Genomic DNA, 20429 nt, shown 5'->3' on the forward strand with positions numbered 1-20429 from the left:
ATCGTCCGTCACTGTTTTTGAAAAAAGGAGCGAAGTCATGTCTAATGTGAAACTGGCTGTCATCTATTACAGTTCGACCGGAACCAATTATCAACTCGCCACGTGGGCGAAAGAAGCAGGAGAAGCGGCCGGCGCTGAAGTCCGCCTTGCGAAAATCAAGGAGACGGCACCGGCAGAAGCAATTGCCTCGAATCCACTCTGGCAAAAACATACCGATGCGACACGCGACGTCGAGGAAGCGACACCGGATCTGCTCGACTGGGCGGACGCCATCATCTTCAGCGTCCCGACCCATTACGGACACGTCCCGGGACAATTCCAACAGTTCCTCGATACGACAGGCGGTCTTTGGGGACAAGGAAAACTCGTCAATAAAGTCGTCAGTGCCATGTCGTCTGCACAAAATCCGCACGGTGGACAGGAAGCAACCGTCCTTGCCGTCTATACATCGATGTTCCACTGGGGCGCGATTGTCGCAGCACCAGGCTATTCGGACCCGGTTCTGTTCGCAGCAGGCGGAAACCCGTACGGTACGACCGTTACTGTCGACCAGGACGGAAACATGGTCGAGTCAGTCGAACCTGCCGTTCGTCATCAGGCGAAACGGACCGTCGATATCGCAAGCCGCATCAAAGGATAATAAAAAACCGCACCATTCCGACAAGGAAGTGGTGCGGTTTTTTCGTCATAACGGTGGAGTCGGATTGAGCGGTAAGTCGACCGTGAACGTCGAACCTTGTCCTTCAATCGATTCGACATGAATCTCGCCGTCATGGGCACGGGCGATTTCGCGGCAAATCGATAAGCCAAGCCCGGTTCCGCCAATTTGACGGGTATCGGAATTGTCGACACGGTAGAATTTTTGGAACAATTCACTCATCGCTGAAGACGGAATCCCGATGCCGTGATCGGTCAAGGCGACCGTGACACGGTTGTTCTGTTCCGTCAATCGGATTTCAATCGGACCACCGCCCGGTGAATACTTGATGGCATTGTTGACCAAGTTTCCGAACAGTTGACGGATTTTCTTCGAATCCCCGTTAATGATTTGGACCGTCTCCTCGGAGAAGATCTGGATGTTATGTGCTGAAGAGGACAAGCTGTGCAACTGCTTTAAGTCCTTCATCATCGCCAGTAAATCAAATGGCTCGAACGTATACTCCTGTCGATTTGCTTCCATTCGCTGAAGATCGAGGAAGTCGTTGATCAACAGCGACAGCCGTTCGGTTTCCGAATGGACGGCAGCCAGATATTTCTTTTGACGGTTTGGTGGCAGGTCACGTTGAATCATCAGTTCCGTGAACCCGTAGATCGAGGACAACGGAGTCCGTAATTCGTGCGAAATCGTCGAGACAAGTTCGTTTTTGATCCGGTCGATTTCCACTTCGTTGGTTACGTCACGGAGGACGAGCAGAATCCCGCGGAATTTTCCGCCGTAGTGAATTTCTTCCGAATACGTTTTGATAAAACGTTTCTCCCGGTTGATTGAGAAGGTGATACCTTCGCCTGTTTTGCGCTCGATGAACGTTTGACGTAAATAGAGTTCAAACTCCGGCAGTTGATCAACCTGATATTTTAAATGAGTGATGGAATCATTGACTTCAATCAGCCATTCCGCTTTCGAATCCTTCACAGACGGGTGGTCGAACAAATCGAGTAACGGACGATTGATCAATTGAATCGGTCCATCGGGTTCGATGTAGACGATCGATTCCCGGATCGAGTTCAACAAGCGGGCCGTTTTTTCGCGTTCCCGTCCGATTTCGTCGAACGTCCGCATCCGGAGTAACGACAAGGCAAGTTGACGTGCAAAGGCAGCAAGTTCTTCTTGTTCCTGCGAATCAAACGGATGATGGAGACGCATCAGGTAGATATAGGCGATGATCTCATCGGTGCTGGCATCAAGAACGGGTGTGACGGCAATCGCGCGTTGGGCAAACTGAGCGGTATGCGGGATTTTATCCTTCCGTGCTCTGCGGATGACGGGTTCGATGGTCGCAATCAAATCGTCCTGTTCCTGTTCCGTCAGACCGTAGGAAATGATATTTGTCACCGTCGTCCCTTCCTTGAAGATCAAGGACCCGTTCGTCGAATCCGTAATCTCCACCATCTTTTCGATGACGGCAGGATAGGCGGTCACTGTGTCGCGGGAAGCAAGGGTCTCCGTCAACTGATTCCGGATTTTCAAGTGTGCTTCGTTCCGTAAGGTGAGTTGCAGCGCCTGCTCTAAATTATCATTGGACGACATCAACCGGTGTTTATTGTCGGTCAGGGCCGTCGCCATTTGATGGAACGATTTACTGAGCTCACCGATTTCGTCGGTCCGATTCATAGGAATCAACGGTGCGGTATGTTGTCCTTGCGCAAGCAGCTTACTTTCTTTACTGAGGAGTTGAATTTGACGTGTCGTCCGTTCAATAAACGGTCGGATGATCAAAAGAATGACGAGGAAAAGGACAAGTAAATTGACGAGCCAAATCCATTCCGCATATTTCGTTTGTTTGATGAGTTTATCCTTCGCCATCGATTCTTTCGCTTGAAGGCTCGTCCGGTAGCTCGTGAAGACACTTTCCATCGTGTTGACACTTTTCCGCATCGTTTCGCTGTTCGAAGCGTTCATCTTGAATTTTCGATTCGGATCCCGTTTGACTTGCGGCATCATCGATTTCAAACTCGGCATCTGTAAAAACGTTTCATCGACAGTGCCGTCTTGTTTTGCTTTCACGTATTTAATCAGGCTCGGCATGACGAATGTCGTGTAAGACGTATAGAGGGAGCGGACATCCGATGCATAAATTTGATCGGCTTTATAGGTTCCGTTTTGTTCGAACCACTCTGTTTTTTGCTCAAGTGATGCTTTTTTTTCATTGATGGTCTCAAGAACGGTGTCATCGCCGAATACAATGTATCCGCGCATCTCATATTGTAAGGATTGCCAATCATCCCACAACGACGTCGCCCGTTCTTGACGTTCACTGATGGCATCAAGACTTTTTTTGGCACTTACGACCTGGTGATTTGTATAAAAGTAAGCGGCAATCGAAGATACTGACAGCGTAATCAGTATAAGGTAGAAAGCAGACATGATTTGCCGGCTTATTTTTTGATTGAACCATTTTTTCATATAATTATGGATGCCCCTTTACGTCAGCTTTCCTCGTGGATAAATAGATGTAACTACTATACCTATTTCTTACCGTAATCGTACATTTTTTAGACTCAGAAAAATAGTCTTATTAGAAAATTATCTTAAATACAAGAAATTCATACCAAAAAAACTGCATGATGGGTAAGAAGTAAGAAGGAATGGTACTTTCGCACAAAAGGAGGAAAAAAGATGAACTATCGATTTTTAGCAGTGCTGTTTGCGGCGGATGCTGCGGTCCTGATTATCGGAGGGATGTTGCTGCGTGATACGTTTCAATATGCACCAGTCATTGGCTGGGCGGGAGGACTCCTGTCGTTGTTTGCCGCCATCGTCTTTTCGATGAGACGTCAAAAAAACAGATAATCAAAAACAGGGCGTGCTTCTCGAAAGAGAAAGGACGCCCTGTTGTTTGGATCAATGCTGTTCGACGACGATTTTACCGATCGTCTTGCCACTCTCGACGAGGCGGTGGGCCTCTTTTAAATTCTCTGCGTTCAGTCCGATCAACGTTTGGGTGACAGTCGTCTCCAGTGTCTCTTCATCGAGCCAGGTCGCGACTTGCGTCAGAATTTCATGTTGGCGGATCATGTCAGGTGTCTCGAACAGGGAGCGGGTGAACATGAACTCCCAAGCGAAGGTGGCACTCTTTTGTTGCAACGCGCTGAGATTGAGTGCTTGATCGGTCTCGACGATACTGCAAATTTTTCCTTGCGGAGCGATGACATCGACCATCGCATCAAAATGCTGATCCGTCGCATTCAGACAAAAAATGTAGTCCACGTAAGAGTAACCGAGCTTCTTCAATTGTTCCCGGAAATCATCGTGGTGATTGATCGTATGATGGGCACCATGTGCTTTCGCCCAGTCAATCGTTTCCGGACGGGATGCGGTCCCGATGACGGTCAGGCCGGCATGGTTCGCGAGTTGCGTCGCGATGGAGCCGACACCGCCGGCTGCTCCGATGATTAAGATGGTCTTCTCAAGATTTGATTTGGCATCGAATGTCAGTTGGAGGCGGTCCGTCATGGCTTCGTATGCCGTCAAAGCGGTTAAGGGAAGAGCTGCCGATTCACTGAACGTCAAACGTTCCGGCTTCTTCGCAACGATTCGTTCATCGACGAGTTGGAAAGCACTGTTGGAACCGGGACGATTGATGGCGCCGGCATAGTAGACTTCATCACCGACGGAAAAGAGGGATGCGTGATCCCCGACTTCGACGACGACACCAGATGCATCATAGCCGATGACTTTCGGTTCCTGTTCGTCCGCGCCCTTAGCCCGGACTTTCGTATCGACCGGGTTGATTGAAACGGCTTTGACTTCAACTAAAAGATCGTGTCCTTGTGCGACCGGGCGTTCGATCTCAAGATCAATCAGGCTGTCAACTTCTGTAATCGGTAAATGTTTGTGGAATCCAATAGCCTTCATTTGTTGCATGACAAAACATCCTTTCAGAGATAAGTATCTTTTGAACTTTTCCACGCGTCACGAAAAACGAAACCCGTCCAAAATTAGAAAACGCATTTCCTTCCTCTGACGTCAAATCATTAAATTGGGAATTTGTAGTAGAATATAAAATATGAATCTTCCTAAAGGAGTCGAATTGTATGCATGATGTCATTTCTTTTCCGGCTGCCCCGACACAATCAATCATTGAACGGTTTTTAGTCCATGCGCATCCGTATCCCCGCTCGTACCAACCGGCGAAGTTGATTGCGCTTCGACGGGAACGAGGGGTCATGAACCGGTTATACCGGACAGAACGCGAATTGATTCTTCGTCCGAGTGAGCCGCTTGCCCCGCAAGTGCAGCGCCTGTCGCTCGAACAACAACGGCGTCTGATCGGTTATATGGAAGCCCGAAAAAATAGTTTCGGATTTGATGAGGCGGAAACGTATAAGTTTTATCTCCTTGAGGTTGCTTATGAATTACGGCATCTTCCACGGACCAGTCAACCGCTTCGGGCACATACATATTATCAGCTCGAGGAGCTATTATCAGGTAAACCGTTTGTTCTTCATGCGACGGCTCGCCTGAAACGGTAAGTCTTTACTTTCAAAAAGGGGCTGACACAAAAAAGAATCACTCGTTCTTTCACGCCCTTTCCTCAGGCGAGACATAAGCCAGTTTTCCTGCCCGTATTCAGGCAGGAAAGCGGGTCTTATTTGTCTCTGACAGCGCAAGTAGACTTGCGCTTTTCCTGTAGGAGTCGCGTGAAGAGAGTGATTCTTTTTTTTACGAGATAAGGGTGGTGGAGTACAATTCTGCCACCCTTATCTTTGGAGACTGATTACTGAGTCAGCCGATTTTTGATTTAGAGGGCCGGAGTCGGAGTCGGTTTGGCACCCGTCTTTGCATAGGCCGCATCAATATCAGAGCGGATTTTTTTGACCGGAGTACCTTGTTGGTAAGCGACGATCGATTGGGCTGCGATATCAAGACACGTTCCGCACGTAATCCCGTGTGTCGTCCAAGTCGTTTTTCCGTCTGCTGTTTGATCGGCGATGAAGCAGTCGTAGTTGCTCGTGTGTCCGGCCGATTCCCCGCATCCGCAATAACACGGCATCTTTTCCAAAAGATCCTGATGTTTGGCGACAGACAGGTAAATCGTCTGAATCGAAGAATCCGTTTCTTTTAAGAACGCCGGTGCAATCGCCGGCGACGTCGTCTGTTCCAGTTGATCGGCACTTGTGTGCGTCGCATGGGCCTCATGGTCAGTATGCGGCGCACTCTTTTGTTCCGTCTGTCCGCACGCACCGAGGGCAAGCGTTGCCGATAGTGTCATGATCATCCATCCGGTTTTTTTAGGCATCTTCATTCCTCCATCACTCGTTGATTCTTTCCTTAGTATACGGTGGAAGAATCAACGGCAGGTAAACCAGGGATGGCGATCCGATGACAGTTTTTAGCGGTTCAATTGTTGTTCAATCGTCTCGAAGTTCATTTCCATCATCGTCAAGTACGTCGAACCACCTGTTCCTTTTGCCCCGAGTGAATCCGTGTAGAGGGTTCCGCCGATCGGAACACTGGTTTCGCGGGAGACCGTCTCCATGCTGCGCCGGTCGACACTCGTCTCGACGAACAGTACCGGAATGTCCTGTCGTTTGATCAAATCGACGATTCGGCGGACTTGATCCGGTGTACCTTGGTTGTCGGAATTGATTTCCCAAATGTAGTCGGCGTTAAAATCGTATGCGTCGCTGAAGTATTTAAAGGCACCTTCACTTGTGATCAGATGACGCTCGGCGTCCGGAATCGCAGCAAAGCGTTCCTTCGCGTTTGCATCGAGTGTCTTGAGTTCCTTGATATAGGCGGAAGCATTCTTCTCATAATCGGCTTTGTTCGCCGGATCTTCTTTAATCAATCCGTCTTTGACGTTTTCGACATATTGAATGCCGTTGCTGAGATCAAGCCAGGCATGAGGATCGGTTTCCTGTTCTTTTCCGGCTGCCGTCAGATACTTTGGTTCGACACCCTTACTGAGCGCATAGACAGGCGCGTCTTTGCCGTCCTTGTTCGTACTCGAGCGGAGTTTATTGAACCATGATCCGCCGGCTTCAAGATTCAGACCGTTATAAAAGACGACATCGGCATCTGCCATCTTCCGGACATCGGTCGGCAGCGGATCGTATTCGTGCGGATTTTTGCCAATTTTGACCATGCTGTGGACATCGACATGTTCACCGCCGACGACACGGGTCATATCTTCTAAAATCGAATAAGTCGTAACGACTTGCAGTTTCCCGTCGTCGGCAGAATCTGGAGTACAGCCGGTCAGTAAAACAGCGAGACCGGTTAAAGGAATCCATCGTTTGAATGTCATGTCGTGAGCTCCTTTTTCGGTGATTTCCATTTCCGAAGCAACCCGTGGCGCGGTGAAAAAATAAATACCAGCGCAAACAGGACGGTCGCGACGAGGACGATCGAGGCTCCGGACGAGAGGTTATAGGTGAAACTGAAATATAAACCGACGACGGAAGAAATCGTCCCGAGACCGGCTGACAGGAAAATCATCCGTGACAACCGGTTCGTCAACAGATAGGCGGTCGCAGCCGGCGTAATCAACATCGCGACGACGAGAATGATACCGACTGTCTGGAGAGATGCGACCGTGACGAGGGTCAGCATCGTCATCAGCAGGTAATGAATCAACCGTGTCGATAAGCCGTAAGCGGCAGCCATCGTCGGATCAAATGAGGTCACGAGCAGTTCTTTGTAGAATAGAAAAATTGCCCCAAGGACAATCAGACCGATGGCAAGCGTCATCCACATGTCACTTGGACGGACGGCGAGGACGTTTCCGAACAGGATATGGTACAAATCGCTGCTGCTGCGTAAAAAGGAAATCAGGATGATACCAAGCGCAAAGGCCGACGTAAATAAAATACCGATTGCCGTATCATTTTTGATCCGGCTGTTTTGACTGACAAAACCGATGCCGAGAGCTGTCAACAGACCGGTCGCGACAGCGCCGATGAAGAAGTTGATCCCGAGCAGATACGAGATGGCGACACCCGGCAGGACCGCATGGGAAATCGCGTCGCCCATCAGCGACATCCCGCGTAAAATGATGAAGCAGCCGATGACGCCACAGATGATGCCGACCATGACGGACGTCACAAGGGCTTTCTGGAGAAAATCATATTCGGTCAAGGCTTGGATGAAATCGAGGATATTCATGACGAAACCTCCGCTTTCTGAAGGAAGGCAAGCGGATTGCCGTATGCGCCTTCGATGATATGCGGCTGCAGGACATCTGTTGGCGGACCAATCGAAATGACCCGGCGATTAAGCAGCAACAGGGTATCAAAATAATCGGCAGCCTTACTTAAATCGTGGTGGACGACGACAATCGTTTTGCCTTCATTGCGTAGTGTACGCAATAAATCGATGATGACCCGTTCGCTGCCGGCATCGACTCCGACGAACGGTTCGTCCAGTAACAGCAGTTCTGCTTCCTGCGCCAAGGCACGGGCCAAAAAGACACGTTGTTGTTGACCGCCCGACAGTTCACCGATTTGTCGGTCGGCATAGTCCTGCATGCCGACGCGTTCGAGACAAGTAATCGCCAAGGCCCGGTGTTGTTTCGTCGGACGCTTGAATAAACCGAGTTGTGGATAACAGCCGATCAGAACCGCGTCGAGCACCCGAATCGGAAAATCCCAATCAATCGCACTGCGTTGCGGAACATAAGCGACTTTCGTCCGGGCCTCTTTCGTCGATTGACCAAGCAAACGGATCGTAGTTGCTTCTGCCGGAATCAATCCCATGATTGCCTTGATGAAGGTTGATTTTCCGGCACCGTTCGGACCGATGATGCCTACAAGCTGCCCTGACATGAATCGAACCGACAATTTTTCTAAGGCGATGTTTTCGAAATACGAAACGTTTAATCGCTCTACTTCTACTGCGTGCATGTGAAGATACTCCTTTCAACTGCTTTATTTTTGGTGTGGAAACAAATGTTTCCTTAGGGCAAGAAAAACTCTAAAAAAAGAGTTTGCCTAATTACATAGATTATTCTCCTAACTAATAATGTTTCCTTTAGGCAAATTTTAAGGTGGGATGAAAGAAATGTCAACTGCTTTCGTAGAAGTGCTTTTGAAAACATCGTGCTAAGATGGAAGAGGAGAAAAACGCGGGGGTGAGAGGATGAGTCAGTCAGAGGAACAACAATGGAAGTTACTGTTACTTGAGGCATTGGTGAAAGAGCGGCGTGAAGATGCGCAGCAAGTGATTGAAGAAGTTTATCCATATGACTTAGCAAACTGGTATGGTGAGCTCGGTGCGACGGAGCAAGAACGGCTCCTCCGTTATCTTGATCATGAGCGTTTGGCGGACGTCATCGAGGAACTTGAACTTGAACAGCAACTCGAGGTGTTACGACGCCTTGATGTCGAGCATGCCGGTCACGTGATGGACTTGATGGAAAATGATGATTTGGCAGACATACTGGAAGAATTACCAAAAGAAGAAGTCGACCGCTTGTTATCCGGTATGCGTCAGGACGAAGCCTTGATTGTTCGAAACTTACTGACGTATCCGGCAGAGACGGCAGGCCGCTTGATGACGAACCGTTTCATCTGGGTGACGGATGAGTCGACGATTGGCGAGACGATCGAGAAGATGCGCGATTATATCGAATACTCGGAGACGATCAATTACGTCTATGTCGTCAATCAGCTGAGTCAGCTCGTCGGTGTCATCTCGTACCGTGATTTGATTCTTGCGAGTAACGACGAGCGGATTGCGGACGTCATGGACCGGAAAGTGATCAGCGTCTCGTCCGAGACCGATCAGGAGGATGTTGCGAAAATGTTTGAACGCTACGATTTAGTTTCGTTGCCGGTCGTCGAAGGGGACGTCCTCGTCGGATTGATTACGGTCGATGATGCCCTCGACGTCTTACGGGAAGAAGCCAACGAAGACATCGAGAAGTTATCCGCTTCCGGTAAGTCGATTGATTTTGATACAAAGCCCTGGGTGGCCGCGACCCGGCGTTTACCCTGGTTGATTTTGTTATTATTCATCGGACTGGTTTCAGGATCAATCATCAGCCAGTTTGAGGAAACCTTATCAAAAGTCGTCGCGTTGGCATTCTTCATGCCGATGATTGCCGGGATGACCGGAAATACAGGGACCCAGTCGCTGGCCGTCGTCGTTCGTGGTTTGATTACGCGTGAAGTCGACAAAAAAGTCGTCACCCGACTGATTCTCCGGGAGTTACGTGTCGGTCTGATCATCGGTGTGACATGTGGCATCTTGATTGCCATCATTGCCTATGTCTGGCAAGGGGACCCGATTCTTGGTCTCGTCGTCGGCAGTTCACTGATTATCACATTGATTTTCGGAACACTGGCCGGAACAATCATTCCACTGATTTTGCATCGTCTGAATATCGACCCGGCGATTGCATCCGGTCCGCTCATCACGACGCTGAACGATATCCTGTCGTTGCTCGTGTATTTCGGGATTGCGACAGCCTTTATCAGCCGTTTGATGTAACACAAAAAAGTATCGTTCTGCCGAATCTGTTGGATCCGGCGAAACGATACTTTTTTCTATCGACTGGAAATCAGTCGGTCTGGGCATCAAGTGTCTCTAACAAGTTCACCCAACGCGTTTCATAGTGTTGATCCGAGAACGGTTCAAGTGCTTTAGCGGCACGTGATCCCATCAGTTGTCGGGCATCGGGATGCATCATCAAGTCGATTGCGGCTTCGGCGAACTTAGCCGTATCTCGTTTAGGAATGAGACGTCCTGTCACCCGGTCCTCGATGATTTCTGCCGGACCATAACAAATATCGTAAGCGATGACCGGAATCCCGTAGCTCATGCTTTCGAGAATCGCCATCCCGAACCCTTCGGATTGTGAGGTGAAGAGCGTTGCGACGGCACCAGCATACGCTTCCCGCATATCAGCGACGAATCCTTTGAAGTGAATGTGATCGGTCAAAGCCAGTTCCTTGATCAATGCCAAAAGATCTTTTTCGAGTTGATCGTTATAACCGAACCCATAGAAATCAAGGAAGGCATTCGGATTATGATCGACGATCCGACGCATCACCCGAACGGTTTCTGCGACATCCTTTTTGATCTGAATCCGTGATACGACGACGAATCGATTCGGATTGACGGGATCAACAACAAGCTCATCCGCCACTGTGTTCGTAAACGCATGCGGGATGGAATGGAACAGGGACGCGTGACCAAACTGTTGCTTCATATGGTCGGCCTGTCGGGATGTCGCTGTAATGACAGCACTCCACTCATCAATCCGTTTGAATAAAGTATTCCAGACACCACTGACGGCTGCGGTTTCATCAAAAGGCGAAACAAAATGATTGCTGTGTCCAAATGCCACTTTCCGAATGTTTGGATGCTTGACGTTCAGTACGACGGCATCCAGGTTCTGTTTCGGTAAGTTCGGCAGACGGTCCCGGAATTCGGACGTCAGCAGGACAGCCGGATACTGTGCCAATAAGCGATTGAGTGCAAACGTATAAAAAGCAGCCGGGTCATTGAATTGGAGCTGTTCGTTTTTTCCGAAATAGAACAGATGACTCCAGTCCACGGAATTCATCTTGTGCCAAAGTGTTAAATAACAGGTGCCGTTGCCGTGAAGAAACTGGCGCGAGACAGGTTTGTTCGTCGTCTTGGAATAATGAACGATTTGGAAAAGTTGTCCGTTTTCAAGATATTCTTCCCGTTTTAGTCGATGACGTGTATCTGAAAAATAATCGATGAAAACAAGCCGATCCATTGCATCAAAACGGACATATTGGACGTAGACGCCATTGTCAAAGATACGGTAGGAATCGTTTTCCGTCCGGCTTACGTCATCAAAGACAATGAAGTGCCGATCTAACCGTTTCAAGAGTCGGGCTTTTGTCTGCTTCTCGTTTGCCTTCTGCTGTCCTAACGTATGGATCAGGTTCGTGACCTGGACATGCGGATTCAGAAGGTCAAGCTGTATCATCTCTTCTCGGGTACTATCGATCTGAGTCTGGAGACCAAGTGTCAAAAGATGGACAGCCCGGTCTGGTTCAGCAGCGGCGACCGTATTTGCTCGTTTGATGACGGCTTTGACAAGCCCGCCGCGTTTCGTGCCCAATGTATTTAAAGTGAAAAAAGTTGTTCTTTTCATGAATTTTGGCTGTCGGATAAACAATATTTTTTAGTTGGATAAAAGACAACCTCACCTCCTTTTTGTCTTTTTGAGTGATGCCAACCTTAGCACATCTATCGAAGACAAGGAAATAAGGGTTCATACATATACTCTCGAAATTGAATCGATTTAGACTAATTTCATCTTATCCACACGGCGAGCGGACCGATATCATCAAACCCGGCTTCGAGTGCTGTGATTAATTGATCGCCGTATTCATAGCCGACGAGCGGCTGCCCCGGAAAGTGGGCGGAACTGAGGCGAATGACATCATCCCAGAGCCGTTCATCCAGGTAATCCGAAGTCAGGTGTGACAATCCGGTCGTTTGACCGTTCGAATAGGCGATAAAACCTGCTTGCTGATGATCCGAAAAAAATAAGCGGACATCCGAACGGGCAAACAAGCTGTTCGGTAAATCTTCCGTTTCAATGAGTGTGAAAAAACGTGTTGCCTCACTTGAATTGGTCACAACGGTCCAATCGGCGGGAAGTGCCCGGCGATCAAGAATGGGACGGCGCGTAATCCATTCTGCCGTGAACAGATGGGTCAATCCAGCGCGTGAAAAATCGTAACTGGCGGTACAATCCTTGACGCTCGTAATCCCGGACAGGTCCAGCTGTTGTTGATGAGAGCGGACCATCATCTCCGGATAGAGCGGAGGCACGTCACCTTTCGCGAGCCAGCTATCCGGTGTTTCTGTCACGGTACATCCATGTAATTCGCAAATCAGACGACACCAATCGAAATTATTTTGAATGGCTGCTTGCCGCATCCAGACATCCCCTTTCAGTCTTCTTGTTCCTTGATCAAGACATAGGCCAGTGTGGCAATCAACGTAAGGAATAAACCACATCCGATTGTGATGTAGGCCATCGTAAAGATTTTCCCGAGTGTCGTGACGGGAGCAAACGTCGGATGACCGACCGTGCTCAACGTCGTGATACAGAAGTAAAGAGCATCGACGACGGTTAAATTTTCCTGGGTGCTGTAAAAAATCGTTCCGGACAGTAACGTCAACAGACAAAGTATCAATAGACCGCGAAAATAAGATAACTGGAAAGCATGGCGTAATCCTTTGAATAACCGTGAAAAAATCGCAAGCATGGAAATCATCGTGAGCCTCCTTCGGACGGTCGTTGGACCGAATCGAGTGTATCATGAATCCGGTATCCGTTTTTACCATTGTATTTGATATGATACATGGCCTGATCAGCATGATGAATCAATGTATCCAAACTGATACCGTGATCGGGTGAATAGCTCAGCCCGATACTTGTTCGAATCTCGATCAACTCTTCCGCGAGCGTAAACGGATTATCCTGGAAGGTCTGTAAGAGGGAAGTGGCGAACTGGTGCAACTGTTCCGGTGTTTGATTGTGCAACAGTAAAAAGAATTCATCACCGCCGACGCGGGCAGCGAAGCCAAGCGGTTCAACGGTCCGCTTCAGTAACCGAGCCAAGTGAATCAAAAAGGCATCACCAATTTGATGGCCGTACGTATCATTGATACCTTTAAAGCCGTCGAGGTCAACGACGACAATCGTGACACTGTCTTGCTCGAGAATCGCTTGCCCGGCCCGTTCGTAAAAATTACGCCGGTTGGGGATTTTCGTTAACGGGTCGTGGTAGGCGAAAAAGCGAATCGTTTGCTCGGCTTCTTTGAATGACTGGATATCCCGGATCAACAACATCCCGTGGATCTCCTGTTCGATGAAGACAAAGTCCGCGTCCATGACGACATAGCGTTCCTGTTGCTCGAGTGTCAGAATTTTTGTTTCGTATTCATTGAATTTACGCTGGGAAGCAAAATGGACCTCATAATGCTCAAGCCAACCCCGTTGCTTTTTCTCCGGCAGATAGTCGACGAAGGGATGACCTAGTAATTCTTGTTCCTTGAGCAGCGTATAAGCAGCTGGATTTGCACTCTCGATCCGTCCGTGACGGTCAAGCAACAGAATCGCCGAAGGATTCAAGTTGTAAAGCGTCGCAAACCGCTTTTGGTAAGAGGCAAGATAATCGAACCGGCGCATGGCAATCGTTAAAGCACCCGCCCAAAACAGCCCGCCGTACATATAGGCATAGGGTGGCATCACTCCGTAAAACGAGTTGTATCCGAAGACAACATCCCAAACGAGAACCAGGAGTGCAACACCCAGCAGAACATGGATGATGCCGCGCCGTGCATCCCGCAATTGAGTCCGGGCATAAAACAGTAAGCCGATTACAAGAAGGTGGAAAACGTTTCCCACAGTCATCGTGATTAAGTACGATGCATTGAATTCCGGATAAATGAAGGAACCGATCCGTTCAAATTGCTGACTGTTGATGACATTCGTCTGAAAGACATACGTAATCAGGACAATGACCATCGGTACATAAAAGACGCCCGGGTAAAGAAAGCGCGGCATCTTTTTCCACAGATTCGAGACACGGAAGATGAAGTGGAGCGATGTACTGAAGACAAGTAATCCGGCATTACCGAACCAGTACGTCACAAAAGCGGGACTCATGGAGACGGGAGCAGCATTACGGAAAAATTCGCCGAGGAACAGCATCCCGTAGGCGAAAGTGAAGAGACTCAGCAAGCGATGCTGCGAGCGTTTCGGGTTTCGCAAAAAGATGTCGATGGCCATATAAAACATAATGAACGTCGGAATCAAGTAGACGGCCGTGTATAAAAATAAGTGTGCCATGAAAAACCGTCCTTCTAAAATGAATTTAAAGAGATAGCTTCATTATAGAAAGAAGCAAAGAACGAATCTGATTTTGTTTTGAATAAAAGGGAAATCAGTCTAAATTTAGTGTCAGTTGCCGGGTTTTGATTGTTCCGACAAGACCGGACGGATCGCTCGCCGTTTTATGTGCAACAAAAGCTTCATCTTCCGGTGCCGTCCGAACGCGCAACGGCTTTTCATCGGCATGGACGAGTTCAAAAATCAACTCGGCAATCGTTTCCGGTGACTGGCGCTCGGCGTGTCGGACTCGGTACGTCCGTAAATAACTTTCGACGATCGGTTTGAAATCATCGTCATGAAGACCACCCGTCTGCTCCAAACGATCGAGGACGTTTGCTGTGAAGTTCGTCTCGACGGCAGCCGGTTCGATTAATGTGACGTCGATCGAGAAAAACGGTTTGTAGTAAGTGGCGAGGCTTTCGAACAAACCTTCGAGTGCAAACTTGCTGGCACAATAGATTTCGTTCATCGGCTGACCGACGAGTCCGCTGATGCTCGAGGTGGCTAATAGATGACTGCCATTCGGAGCGGCTTTCAGGAGCGGCAGACAACATTCAATGGTCCGCATGACACCAAACACGTTGATATCGAACAATTGATTGATTTCATAACTCGTCGCTTGTCCAAGCGCCCGTAACAATCCTTGACCGGCATTACAAAATAAAGCATTCAAGTGACCAACTTCCTGCTCGATGACGGAAACGGCCTGTTTTAGACTCGCGAGATCAGTTACATCGACTTCAAGAAAGTGCAGATGCGGTAAGGCGGCTTGTTCGAGTGCCGGTGTCAGTTCACGTGTACCGGCATACACCGTCCATCCTTCTTCAGCAAAACGTGTCGCCGTCGCGAAACCGATTCCGGACGAAGCACCGGTGATGAAAATCGTACGCATACATCATTCCTCCTCGTGAATTCCTGGTTATACCGTTCTTTACCCGAATTCACTGAAGTTATTTTGCGTTAAAATTGCATAATTTAATCAAAAAACTTAAAATGAAGAAAAAGAACGGGAGGACAGGCAACATGGCGCAACAGGATCGACTTCAACAAATGCGGGAATGGATCAAGACGGCACCTGAAATTTCACTCGATCAGTTGATGGAGGCGTACCGCATTTCGCGTGATACGGCCCGGCGTGATTTGATTCAACTGGAGCGGGAAGGAAAAATCATCCGGGTCAAAAACGGTTTGATCCGTGTTGGGACGAACACGACCGTTCAGTACGACCGGCGAACCGAACAGCCGGAAAAAAATCGGATTGCCAAACGTGCTGTTCAGTATATTCAACCGCAGCAAAAAATCATTCTTGATGCGGCTTCGACCGTCGCCCGGATGGCGGTTCATCTGCCGGCGCAACCGCTCCAGGTCATTACAAACGCACTGGCGATTGTCGACCAACTCGAAGCCCGTCCCGAAATCGATTTGTATGTGACCGGAGGGAAGTTGGACCGGCATGCGCGCAGTCTCGTCGGTATTAAAACGGCGGATGATATTTTGAACTATCAGGTCGACCGTGTGTTTCTTGGAGCATGTGGGCTGACGGAACAAGGGATATTCGCTGAAAACCTGGAAGAAGCAATCGTGAAAAAGGCAATGATCCGGAGTGGTGCGGAAATCATCGTACTGGCGGACCATACGAAGTTCGAGAAACGATTTCTGCACAAAGTCTGTGATCTTGCTCAGATCGATGTCCTGATTACGGATGAACGACCGCCTGAACAGTGGCAGGCCTGGTTGCACGAAGCGGATGTCTTACTGGAAATAGCAGAGGAGGAATAAACATGACGACGATTCAAACGACACTGGTCGGATTCGGATTTTCAGCTGTAACGTTTCATGCTCCATTGATTCAAGCATTACCCGAATTCACGGTCCGGCAAGTCGTATCAAGCCAGGCGGACAAAGTGGCGACCGTGTTCCCGGAAGCACAAGTGATCGGGACGCTCGAAGAGGCTTTGGAAGATGAACAGACAGAACTGGTCATCATCACGACTCCGACGGCTTTACATTTTGAGATGGCGAAACAAGCCGTCGAAGCAAAAAAACATGTTTTGCTCGAAAAACCGGCGGTCGTGACACTCGAAGAAGCAACGGAGCTACAGCGCCTCGCAACACAGTACGGCGTTTATGTCGCGGTTTATCAAAACCGCCGTTACGACGGCGATTTTCTGACGGTTGAACAGTTGGTCGAGATGAATGAAATCGGGGATTGGCAATTGTTCGAATCACGATTTGACCGGTATCGTCCGGTCGTCCGGGATCGTTGGCGGGAAAAGCCGGGAACGGGTTCGGGTATTTTGTTTGATCTCGGTTCCCACTTGATTGATCAGGCGCTTGCTTTATTCGGTGAACCAGATGCTGTGGTCGGAGATGTCTTATTCCAGCGTGACGGGGCGGAGACGGATGACGGATTCCAGATTACATTGCATTACGGAAAACGCCGGGTCGTCTTACGCTCGAATTCGTTTATTCAAGGAAAGACCCCGCGATTTGAACTGCATGCCACACGTGGCAGTTACATCAAATACGGAATGGATCCGCAGGAAGCACGCCTTGCGTCAGGACAAGCCGTCGATGCCTCAATTGGTCAAGAGGAAACCACCGACTTTGGATATCTGAAGATTGCCGATCATCCGGCCGAGCGATTGGCGACACTCCCGGGCAACTACCTTGGTTTTTACAAAGCGCTTGCTACAGGGCTGAAGACGGGTAACGTACCGGTTGATTTGACGGATGCTCTCAAGACGATGCAACTCATCGAGGCTGTTCGCTTGAGCAGTGAGACGGGACGCAAAATCTTCCGGAAGGAGTGGGATCAATGAAACTGACGAAATTGTTGGCGCAAGAAGAGACACTGACATTACGTCAGTTTACGAATCACGATGCCCTCCGTGCCGGACAGTATGTCATCGACCGGGCCTTACAGGATAAACTCAGCGTTGCCATCGAGCTGAAACGGAACGGGCAACGGTTGTTTTATGCAGCACTTGACGGGACGGCACCCGATCAGGAAGAATGGATACGGCGAAAATCGAACGTCGTCCTCCGGCACGGACACAGCTCACTCTACATGCGGTTGTATAATGAAGCGAAACAGCGTGCGTATCATACGATGTATGCTGTCAATCCGGCGGACTATGCGGATGCCGGCGGGTCATTCCCGATCCGCGTCACAGGGGTCGGTGTCATCGGAACGATTACCGTATCGGGTTTATCGCAGGAAGCCGATCATCAGCTGGCGATTGATGCATTAGCCTTTTTAAAAAAGTAAGCAGACGAAAAACCGGGAGTGCCTTCGAGTTGAAGACACTCCCGGTTTTGTATGGTCTCAAGAAGCCATCGAGTCGGAGGCAGGTGCCTCGACACGCCGTTTGTTGCCGCGGTAAATGAAGAACAAGGCGGCTAACATGAACAGAAGACCGGCAAAACGTTTAAGATCAAATGCCACCTCGACGCCACCGAATGTCCCGAAGTGATCCAGTACCATTCCGGCCGACAACTGTCCGATGACGGTTGCGATACTTGCTGCCGTGACCCCGATTTTCGGGACAGCGAGGATGGTCAGGAAGAGATAACTGACACCAAACCAGACGGCACTGAGCTGCCACCGGGGAGCATCAAGAATCAGCAGAACATCTCCTTGTCCGAAAAAGAGGACGGCGAGGGCGAGCAGGAGCATGCCTGTGAAAAAAGTTAAAAACGTACTTTCGAGTGCGCCGGCTTTTTGACCGAAGGCACCGTTGATTGAAGACTGGGCACTGAGGAGAATCCCTCCGAGCAGTGTCATCCCGAGTAATGCGATATTCATCAAGTTTCCTCCTTAGAAAATCAAAAATAGCGCAATGACCATCAGGCCGGATGCGATTAATTTGTCTTTGTTGATGGCGACGCGGGGACTTCCGAGCCAGCCTTTATGTTCAATGATCATGCTGGCGATCATCTGACCGATGATGACACTGATCATGGCGAGTCCGACACCGACAAGCGGGATGCTGATGATCAGGATCGTCAAATAGATGCTCCCGAGCAATCCGCCGAGCAACGTCCATTTCGGTGCCTTGAATGTATAGCCGAGCGAACCCTTTCCGAAAAAGAGGGTGATGATACCGATGATGATTGTACCGGCAAAGAAATTATAAAAGCTGCTTTCGAGTTTCCCGATGCTGTTGCCAAGTTCTCCGTAGATGGCGCCTTCAATACTGAGCGCGATTCCGGCAAGTAGAGCCAACAGGTAATAAATGAATTTCACAATCCGTTCCTTCTTTCTTTGTCGAATCTATATATCGAGAATTGTCGATATATGAACAAAGGAAAACCCATTAAAGTTCTCCTTTTAGATACTCTGCCAACTCGTTGATCTTCTCTTCATTTCGACGGTAATACGTCCACTTGCCGTGACGTTCGGATTCGAGCAATCCGACTTTTTGTAACATCGCCAGGTACTGGGATACGGTGGATTGGGACAAATTTGCCTTCTCCTGGATATCTCCGACGCAGACGCCTCCTTTTTCAGCGAGATTCGTTGACAAGTGAGCGGCCGGTTTGTTGAAATGAGTCTCTGGATCCTTGAGCCAGCGTAAGATGTCGAGACGGACTTCGTTCGACAACGCTTTGAAAAGATCTACTTGATGTGTCATGCCATCAATCTAATCGATACTTCTCGATATGTCAATTCATCGGTTTGAGTTGGCGAAGGATGTTTTATCGATCGTATGCGTGATTTTTTCACCGGAAACGAGTTGAAATCCGAGCCCTTGATAAAATGGATCGGCCTGTTCGCTGTAGAGGACTAACCGGTCATACGTCAAAAATGCTTCAGACATAATTTTTTCCAGTAAGGCAGTCCCGATTCCGTGCGATCGGGCTTCCGGCAATACATAGACGTGGCGGATCCGACCCGTTCCGGATTGACCGACTTGTTTCATATATCCACCGCAGGCGAGGACTTGATTGGTCGTCGACAGGACGACGAACATCGCTTCCCCGTTTTCTTGAAACGATTCCTCCCGGCGGTTTCGTAACATCCGCTCGATAAGTTGAAATCCTTCTTGGGAACTTTTAGCGAGTAACGGAAGCCAGTTGTATCCATCAAAATCGTTCACCCGTTCAATTGTCACATCCATCCGTGATTCCTCCTTCTTTTCTTTTGGATTATTCCTTTTTCGACCCTGTCAAAAACCCGATTTTCCTTTTCGGAGAATCTTTTTTTACGAGGGACTGGATTTTTAAAAGCCCTTTTGCGTATAATGAGAAGTAATGGATTGAACGCAAATGAAAGGAAGTGGCCGTCACAATGAGCCTCAGCCGTTTAAGTAAAGAAGAAATTACCGATCTTTCACTGATTAACTTCGTCAATGAAATGCTGCAAGAAGCGGGCGAACAGCCTATTACTTTCGATGACATCACAAAAGAAATCGAAAAATATCATACGTTTAAAAATGAAGAGGATAAGTTCGAGAAACTTGCCCAACTTTATACGGACATGAACATCGATGGGAACTTCGTTAACGTCGGAGCTAACCGTTGGTCGCTTCGTGCTTGGTACCCATTCGATAAATCGGATGAGGATTTGGTCATTGAAGCCCGTCAACGTGGTGAACTCGATGAGTTCGAAGAAGAGTTCAACTATGACGCGGAAGAAGATGAGTTCGAGACGATCGAAGATGATCTCGATACATTCGCGAAAACTGCTGATTATGATGCAGCAGACGACAGCGAAGAAGACACATTCAAAAAAGTTGCGGTCATTGATGACCTCGAAGACGATTTGGATGAAGAAGACCTCGAAGATTTCGAGGAAGATGACGAAGAAGTTTAACAACCGCAACCTGCCATTTTTGAACATGAAAATGGTAGTTTTTTCGTTGACGGCTGACA

The 20429-nt window shown here is 48.8% G+C and carries 23 protein-coding genes; 8 read left to right on the forward strand and 15 right to left on the reverse strand.

Annotation, left to right across the window (positions count from 1 at the left end; genetic code table 11):
- Nucleotides 1-37: 37 nt before the first annotated feature.
- Complete coding sequence (wrbA, locus tag P402_RS0102585) at nt 38-640, forward strand: NAD(P)H:quinone oxidoreductase type IV (RefSeq protein WP_026827283.1); 603 nt, start codon at nt 38-40, stop codon at nt 638-640.
- Nucleotides 641-685: 45 nt separating this feature from the next.
- Here wrbA and P402_RS0102590 read toward each other — a convergent pair whose 3' ends face one another.
- A complete protein-coding gene (locus P402_RS0102590; protein WP_026827284.1) occupies nt 686-3124 on the reverse strand; it encodes a HAMP domain-containing sensor histidine kinase in 2439 nt (812 codons plus the stop codon).
- Between the two features lie 213 nt (nt 3125-3337).
- Between P402_RS0102590 and P402_RS17030 the strand changes: the two genes are divergently transcribed.
- The gene (locus P402_RS17030; protein ID WP_200868714.1) at nt 3338-3511 is read left to right on the forward strand and encodes a hypothetical protein; all 174 of its coding nucleotides are present in this window, start codon (nt 3338-3340) and stop codon (nt 3509-3511) included.
- A gap of 51 nt (nt 3512-3562) precedes the next feature.
- Here the strand turns inward: P402_RS17030 and P402_RS0102600 are convergent, their stop codons facing one another.
- On the reverse strand, nt 3563-4576 hold the full coding sequence (locus P402_RS0102600; protein WP_026827285.1) for a zinc-binding alcohol dehydrogenase family protein: 1014 nt from the start codon (nt 4574-4576) through the stop codon (nt 3563-3565).
- 179 nt (nt 4577-4755) lie between these two features.
- Here P402_RS0102600 and P402_RS0102605 point away from each other — a divergent pair, with 179 nt between their 5' ends.
- A complete protein-coding gene (locus tag P402_RS0102605; RefSeq protein WP_026827286.1) occupies nt 4756-5193 on the forward strand; it encodes a hypothetical protein in 438 nt (145 codons plus the stop codon).
- A gap of 269 nt (nt 5194-5462) precedes the next feature.
- Here P402_RS0102605 and P402_RS0102610 read toward each other — a convergent pair whose 3' ends face one another.
- The 4 genes from P402_RS0102610 to P402_RS0102625 all read right to left on the reverse strand — a co-directional run bounded on the left by P402_RS0102610 (nt 5463) and on the right by P402_RS0102625 (nt 8565).
- Nucleotides 5463-5960, reverse strand: coding sequence for a PCYCGC motif-containing (lipo)protein (locus tag P402_RS0102610; RefSeq protein ID WP_026827287.1), 498 nt, complete (start codon nt 5958-5960; stop codon nt 5463-5465).
- Nucleotides 5961-6053: 93 nt separating this feature from the next.
- Complete coding sequence (locus tag P402_RS0102615; protein ID WP_026827288.1) at nt 6054-6971, reverse strand: metal ABC transporter substrate-binding protein; 918 nt, start codon at nt 6969-6971, stop codon at nt 6054-6056.
- A complete protein-coding gene (locus tag P402_RS0102620) occupies nt 6968-7828 on the reverse strand; it encodes a metal ABC transporter permease (protein ID WP_026827289.1) in 861 nt (286 codons plus the stop codon). Before P402_RS0102620 ends, P402_RS0102615 begins: the two co-directional genes overlap by 4 nt.
- Nucleotides 7825-8565 carry a metal ABC transporter ATP-binding protein gene (locus tag P402_RS0102625; RefSeq protein ID WP_026827290.1) on the reverse strand — a complete coding sequence of 247 codons (741 nt, stop codon included), beginning with the start codon at nt 8563-8565 and terminating at the stop codon, nt 7825-7827. Before P402_RS0102625 ends, P402_RS0102620 begins: the two co-directional genes overlap by 4 nt.
- Nucleotides 8566-8800: 235 nt before the next feature.
- On the opposite strand from P402_RS0102625, the gene mgtE reads away from it, so the two are divergent.
- Nucleotides 8801-10153, forward strand: coding sequence for a magnesium transporter (gene mgtE / locus P402_RS0102630; protein ID WP_026827291.1), 1353 nt, complete (start codon nt 8801-8803; stop codon nt 10151-10153).
- A gap of 70 nt (nt 10154-10223) precedes the next feature.
- Here the strand turns inward: mgtE and P402_RS0102635 are convergent, their stop codons facing one another.
- From P402_RS0102635 to P402_RS0102655, 5 genes are all read right to left on the reverse strand, one after another.
- Nucleotides 10224-11762 (reverse strand): glycosyltransferase, encoded by a 1539-nt coding sequence (locus tag P402_RS0102635; protein ID WP_235188805.1) that lies wholly within the window; start codon nt 11760-11762, stop codon nt 10224-10226.
- 194 nt (nt 11763-11956) lie between these two features.
- Complete coding sequence (locus P402_RS0102640; RefSeq protein ID WP_026827293.1) at nt 11957-12589, reverse strand: hypothetical protein; 633 nt, start codon at nt 12587-12589, stop codon at nt 11957-11959.
- 14 nt (nt 12590-12603) lie between these two features.
- Nucleotides 12604-12930, reverse strand: coding sequence for a potassium channel family protein (locus tag P402_RS0102645; RefSeq protein ID WP_026827294.1), 327 nt, complete (start codon nt 12928-12930; stop codon nt 12604-12606).
- Nucleotides 12927-14510, reverse strand: coding sequence for a GGDEF domain-containing protein (locus tag P402_RS0102650; RefSeq protein WP_026827295.1), 1584 nt, complete (start codon nt 14508-14510; stop codon nt 12927-12929). The genes P402_RS0102645 and P402_RS0102650 overlap by 4 nt, the downstream gene beginning before the upstream one ends.
- 94 nt (nt 14511-14604) lie before the next feature.
- The gene (locus tag P402_RS0102655; RefSeq protein ID WP_026827296.1) at nt 14605-15444 is read right to left on the reverse strand and encodes an SDR family NAD(P)-dependent oxidoreductase; all 840 of its coding nucleotides are present in this window, start codon (nt 15442-15444) and stop codon (nt 14605-14607) included.
- Between the two features lie 131 nt (nt 15445-15575).
- On the opposite strand from P402_RS0102655, the gene P402_RS0102660 reads away from it, so the two are divergent.
- From P402_RS0102660 to P402_RS0102670, 3 genes are read left to right on the forward strand one after another with little or no spacing between them, the layout of a single operon-like run.
- On the forward strand, nt 15576-16331 hold the full coding sequence (locus P402_RS0102660; protein WP_026827297.1) for a DeoR/GlpR family DNA-binding transcription regulator: 756 nt from the start codon (nt 15576-15578) through the stop codon (nt 16329-16331).
- 2 nt (nt 16332-16333) lie between these two features.
- Nucleotides 16334-17374 (forward strand): Gfo/Idh/MocA family oxidoreductase, encoded by a 1041-nt coding sequence (locus tag P402_RS0102665; RefSeq protein ID WP_026827298.1) that lies wholly within the window; start codon nt 16334-16336, stop codon nt 17372-17374.
- The gene (locus P402_RS0102670; protein ID WP_026827299.1) at nt 17371-17823 is read left to right on the forward strand and encodes a heme-degrading domain-containing protein; all 453 of its coding nucleotides are present in this window, start codon (nt 17371-17373) and stop codon (nt 17821-17823) included. The genes P402_RS0102665 and P402_RS0102670 overlap by 4 nt, the downstream gene beginning before the upstream one ends.
- Before the next feature lie 57 nt (nt 17824-17880).
- Here the strand turns inward: P402_RS0102670 and P402_RS0102675 are convergent, their stop codons facing one another.
- The 4 genes from P402_RS0102675 to P402_RS0102690 form a co-directional block, all read right to left on the reverse strand.
- Nucleotides 17881-18360, reverse strand: a complete 480-nt coding sequence (locus P402_RS0102675; RefSeq protein WP_026827300.1) for a DMT family transporter — start codon at nt 18358-18360, stop codon at nt 17881-17883.
- 12 nt (nt 18361-18372) lie between these two features.
- Complete coding sequence (locus tag P402_RS0102680; RefSeq protein ID WP_026827301.1) at nt 18373-18801, reverse strand: DMT family transporter; 429 nt, start codon at nt 18799-18801, stop codon at nt 18373-18375.
- A 70-nt stretch (nt 18802-18871) separates the two neighbouring features.
- On the reverse strand, nt 18872-19189 hold the full coding sequence (locus P402_RS0102685) for an ArsR/SmtB family transcription factor (RefSeq protein ID WP_026827302.1): 318 nt from the start codon (nt 19187-19189) through the stop codon (nt 18872-18874).
- 36 nt (nt 19190-19225) lie between these two features.
- Nucleotides 19226-19675, reverse strand: a complete 450-nt coding sequence (locus P402_RS0102690) for a GNAT family N-acetyltransferase (RefSeq protein WP_026827303.1) — start codon at nt 19673-19675, stop codon at nt 19226-19228.
- A 158-nt stretch (nt 19676-19833) separates the two neighbouring features.
- On the opposite strand from P402_RS0102690, the gene rpoE reads away from it, so the two are divergent.
- On the forward strand, nt 19834-20370 hold the full coding sequence (gene rpoE, locus P402_RS0102695; RefSeq protein WP_234944546.1) for a DNA-directed RNA polymerase subunit delta: 537 nt from the start codon (nt 19834-19836) through the stop codon (nt 20368-20370).
- The last annotated feature ends 59 nt before the right edge of the window (nt 20371-20429 follow it).

This window comes from Exiguobacterium sibiricum 7-3 (genome assembly GCF_000620865.1).
Taxonomy (GTDB): Bacteria; Bacillota; Bacilli; order Exiguobacteriales; family Exiguobacteriaceae; genus Exiguobacterium_A; species Exiguobacterium_A sibiricum_A.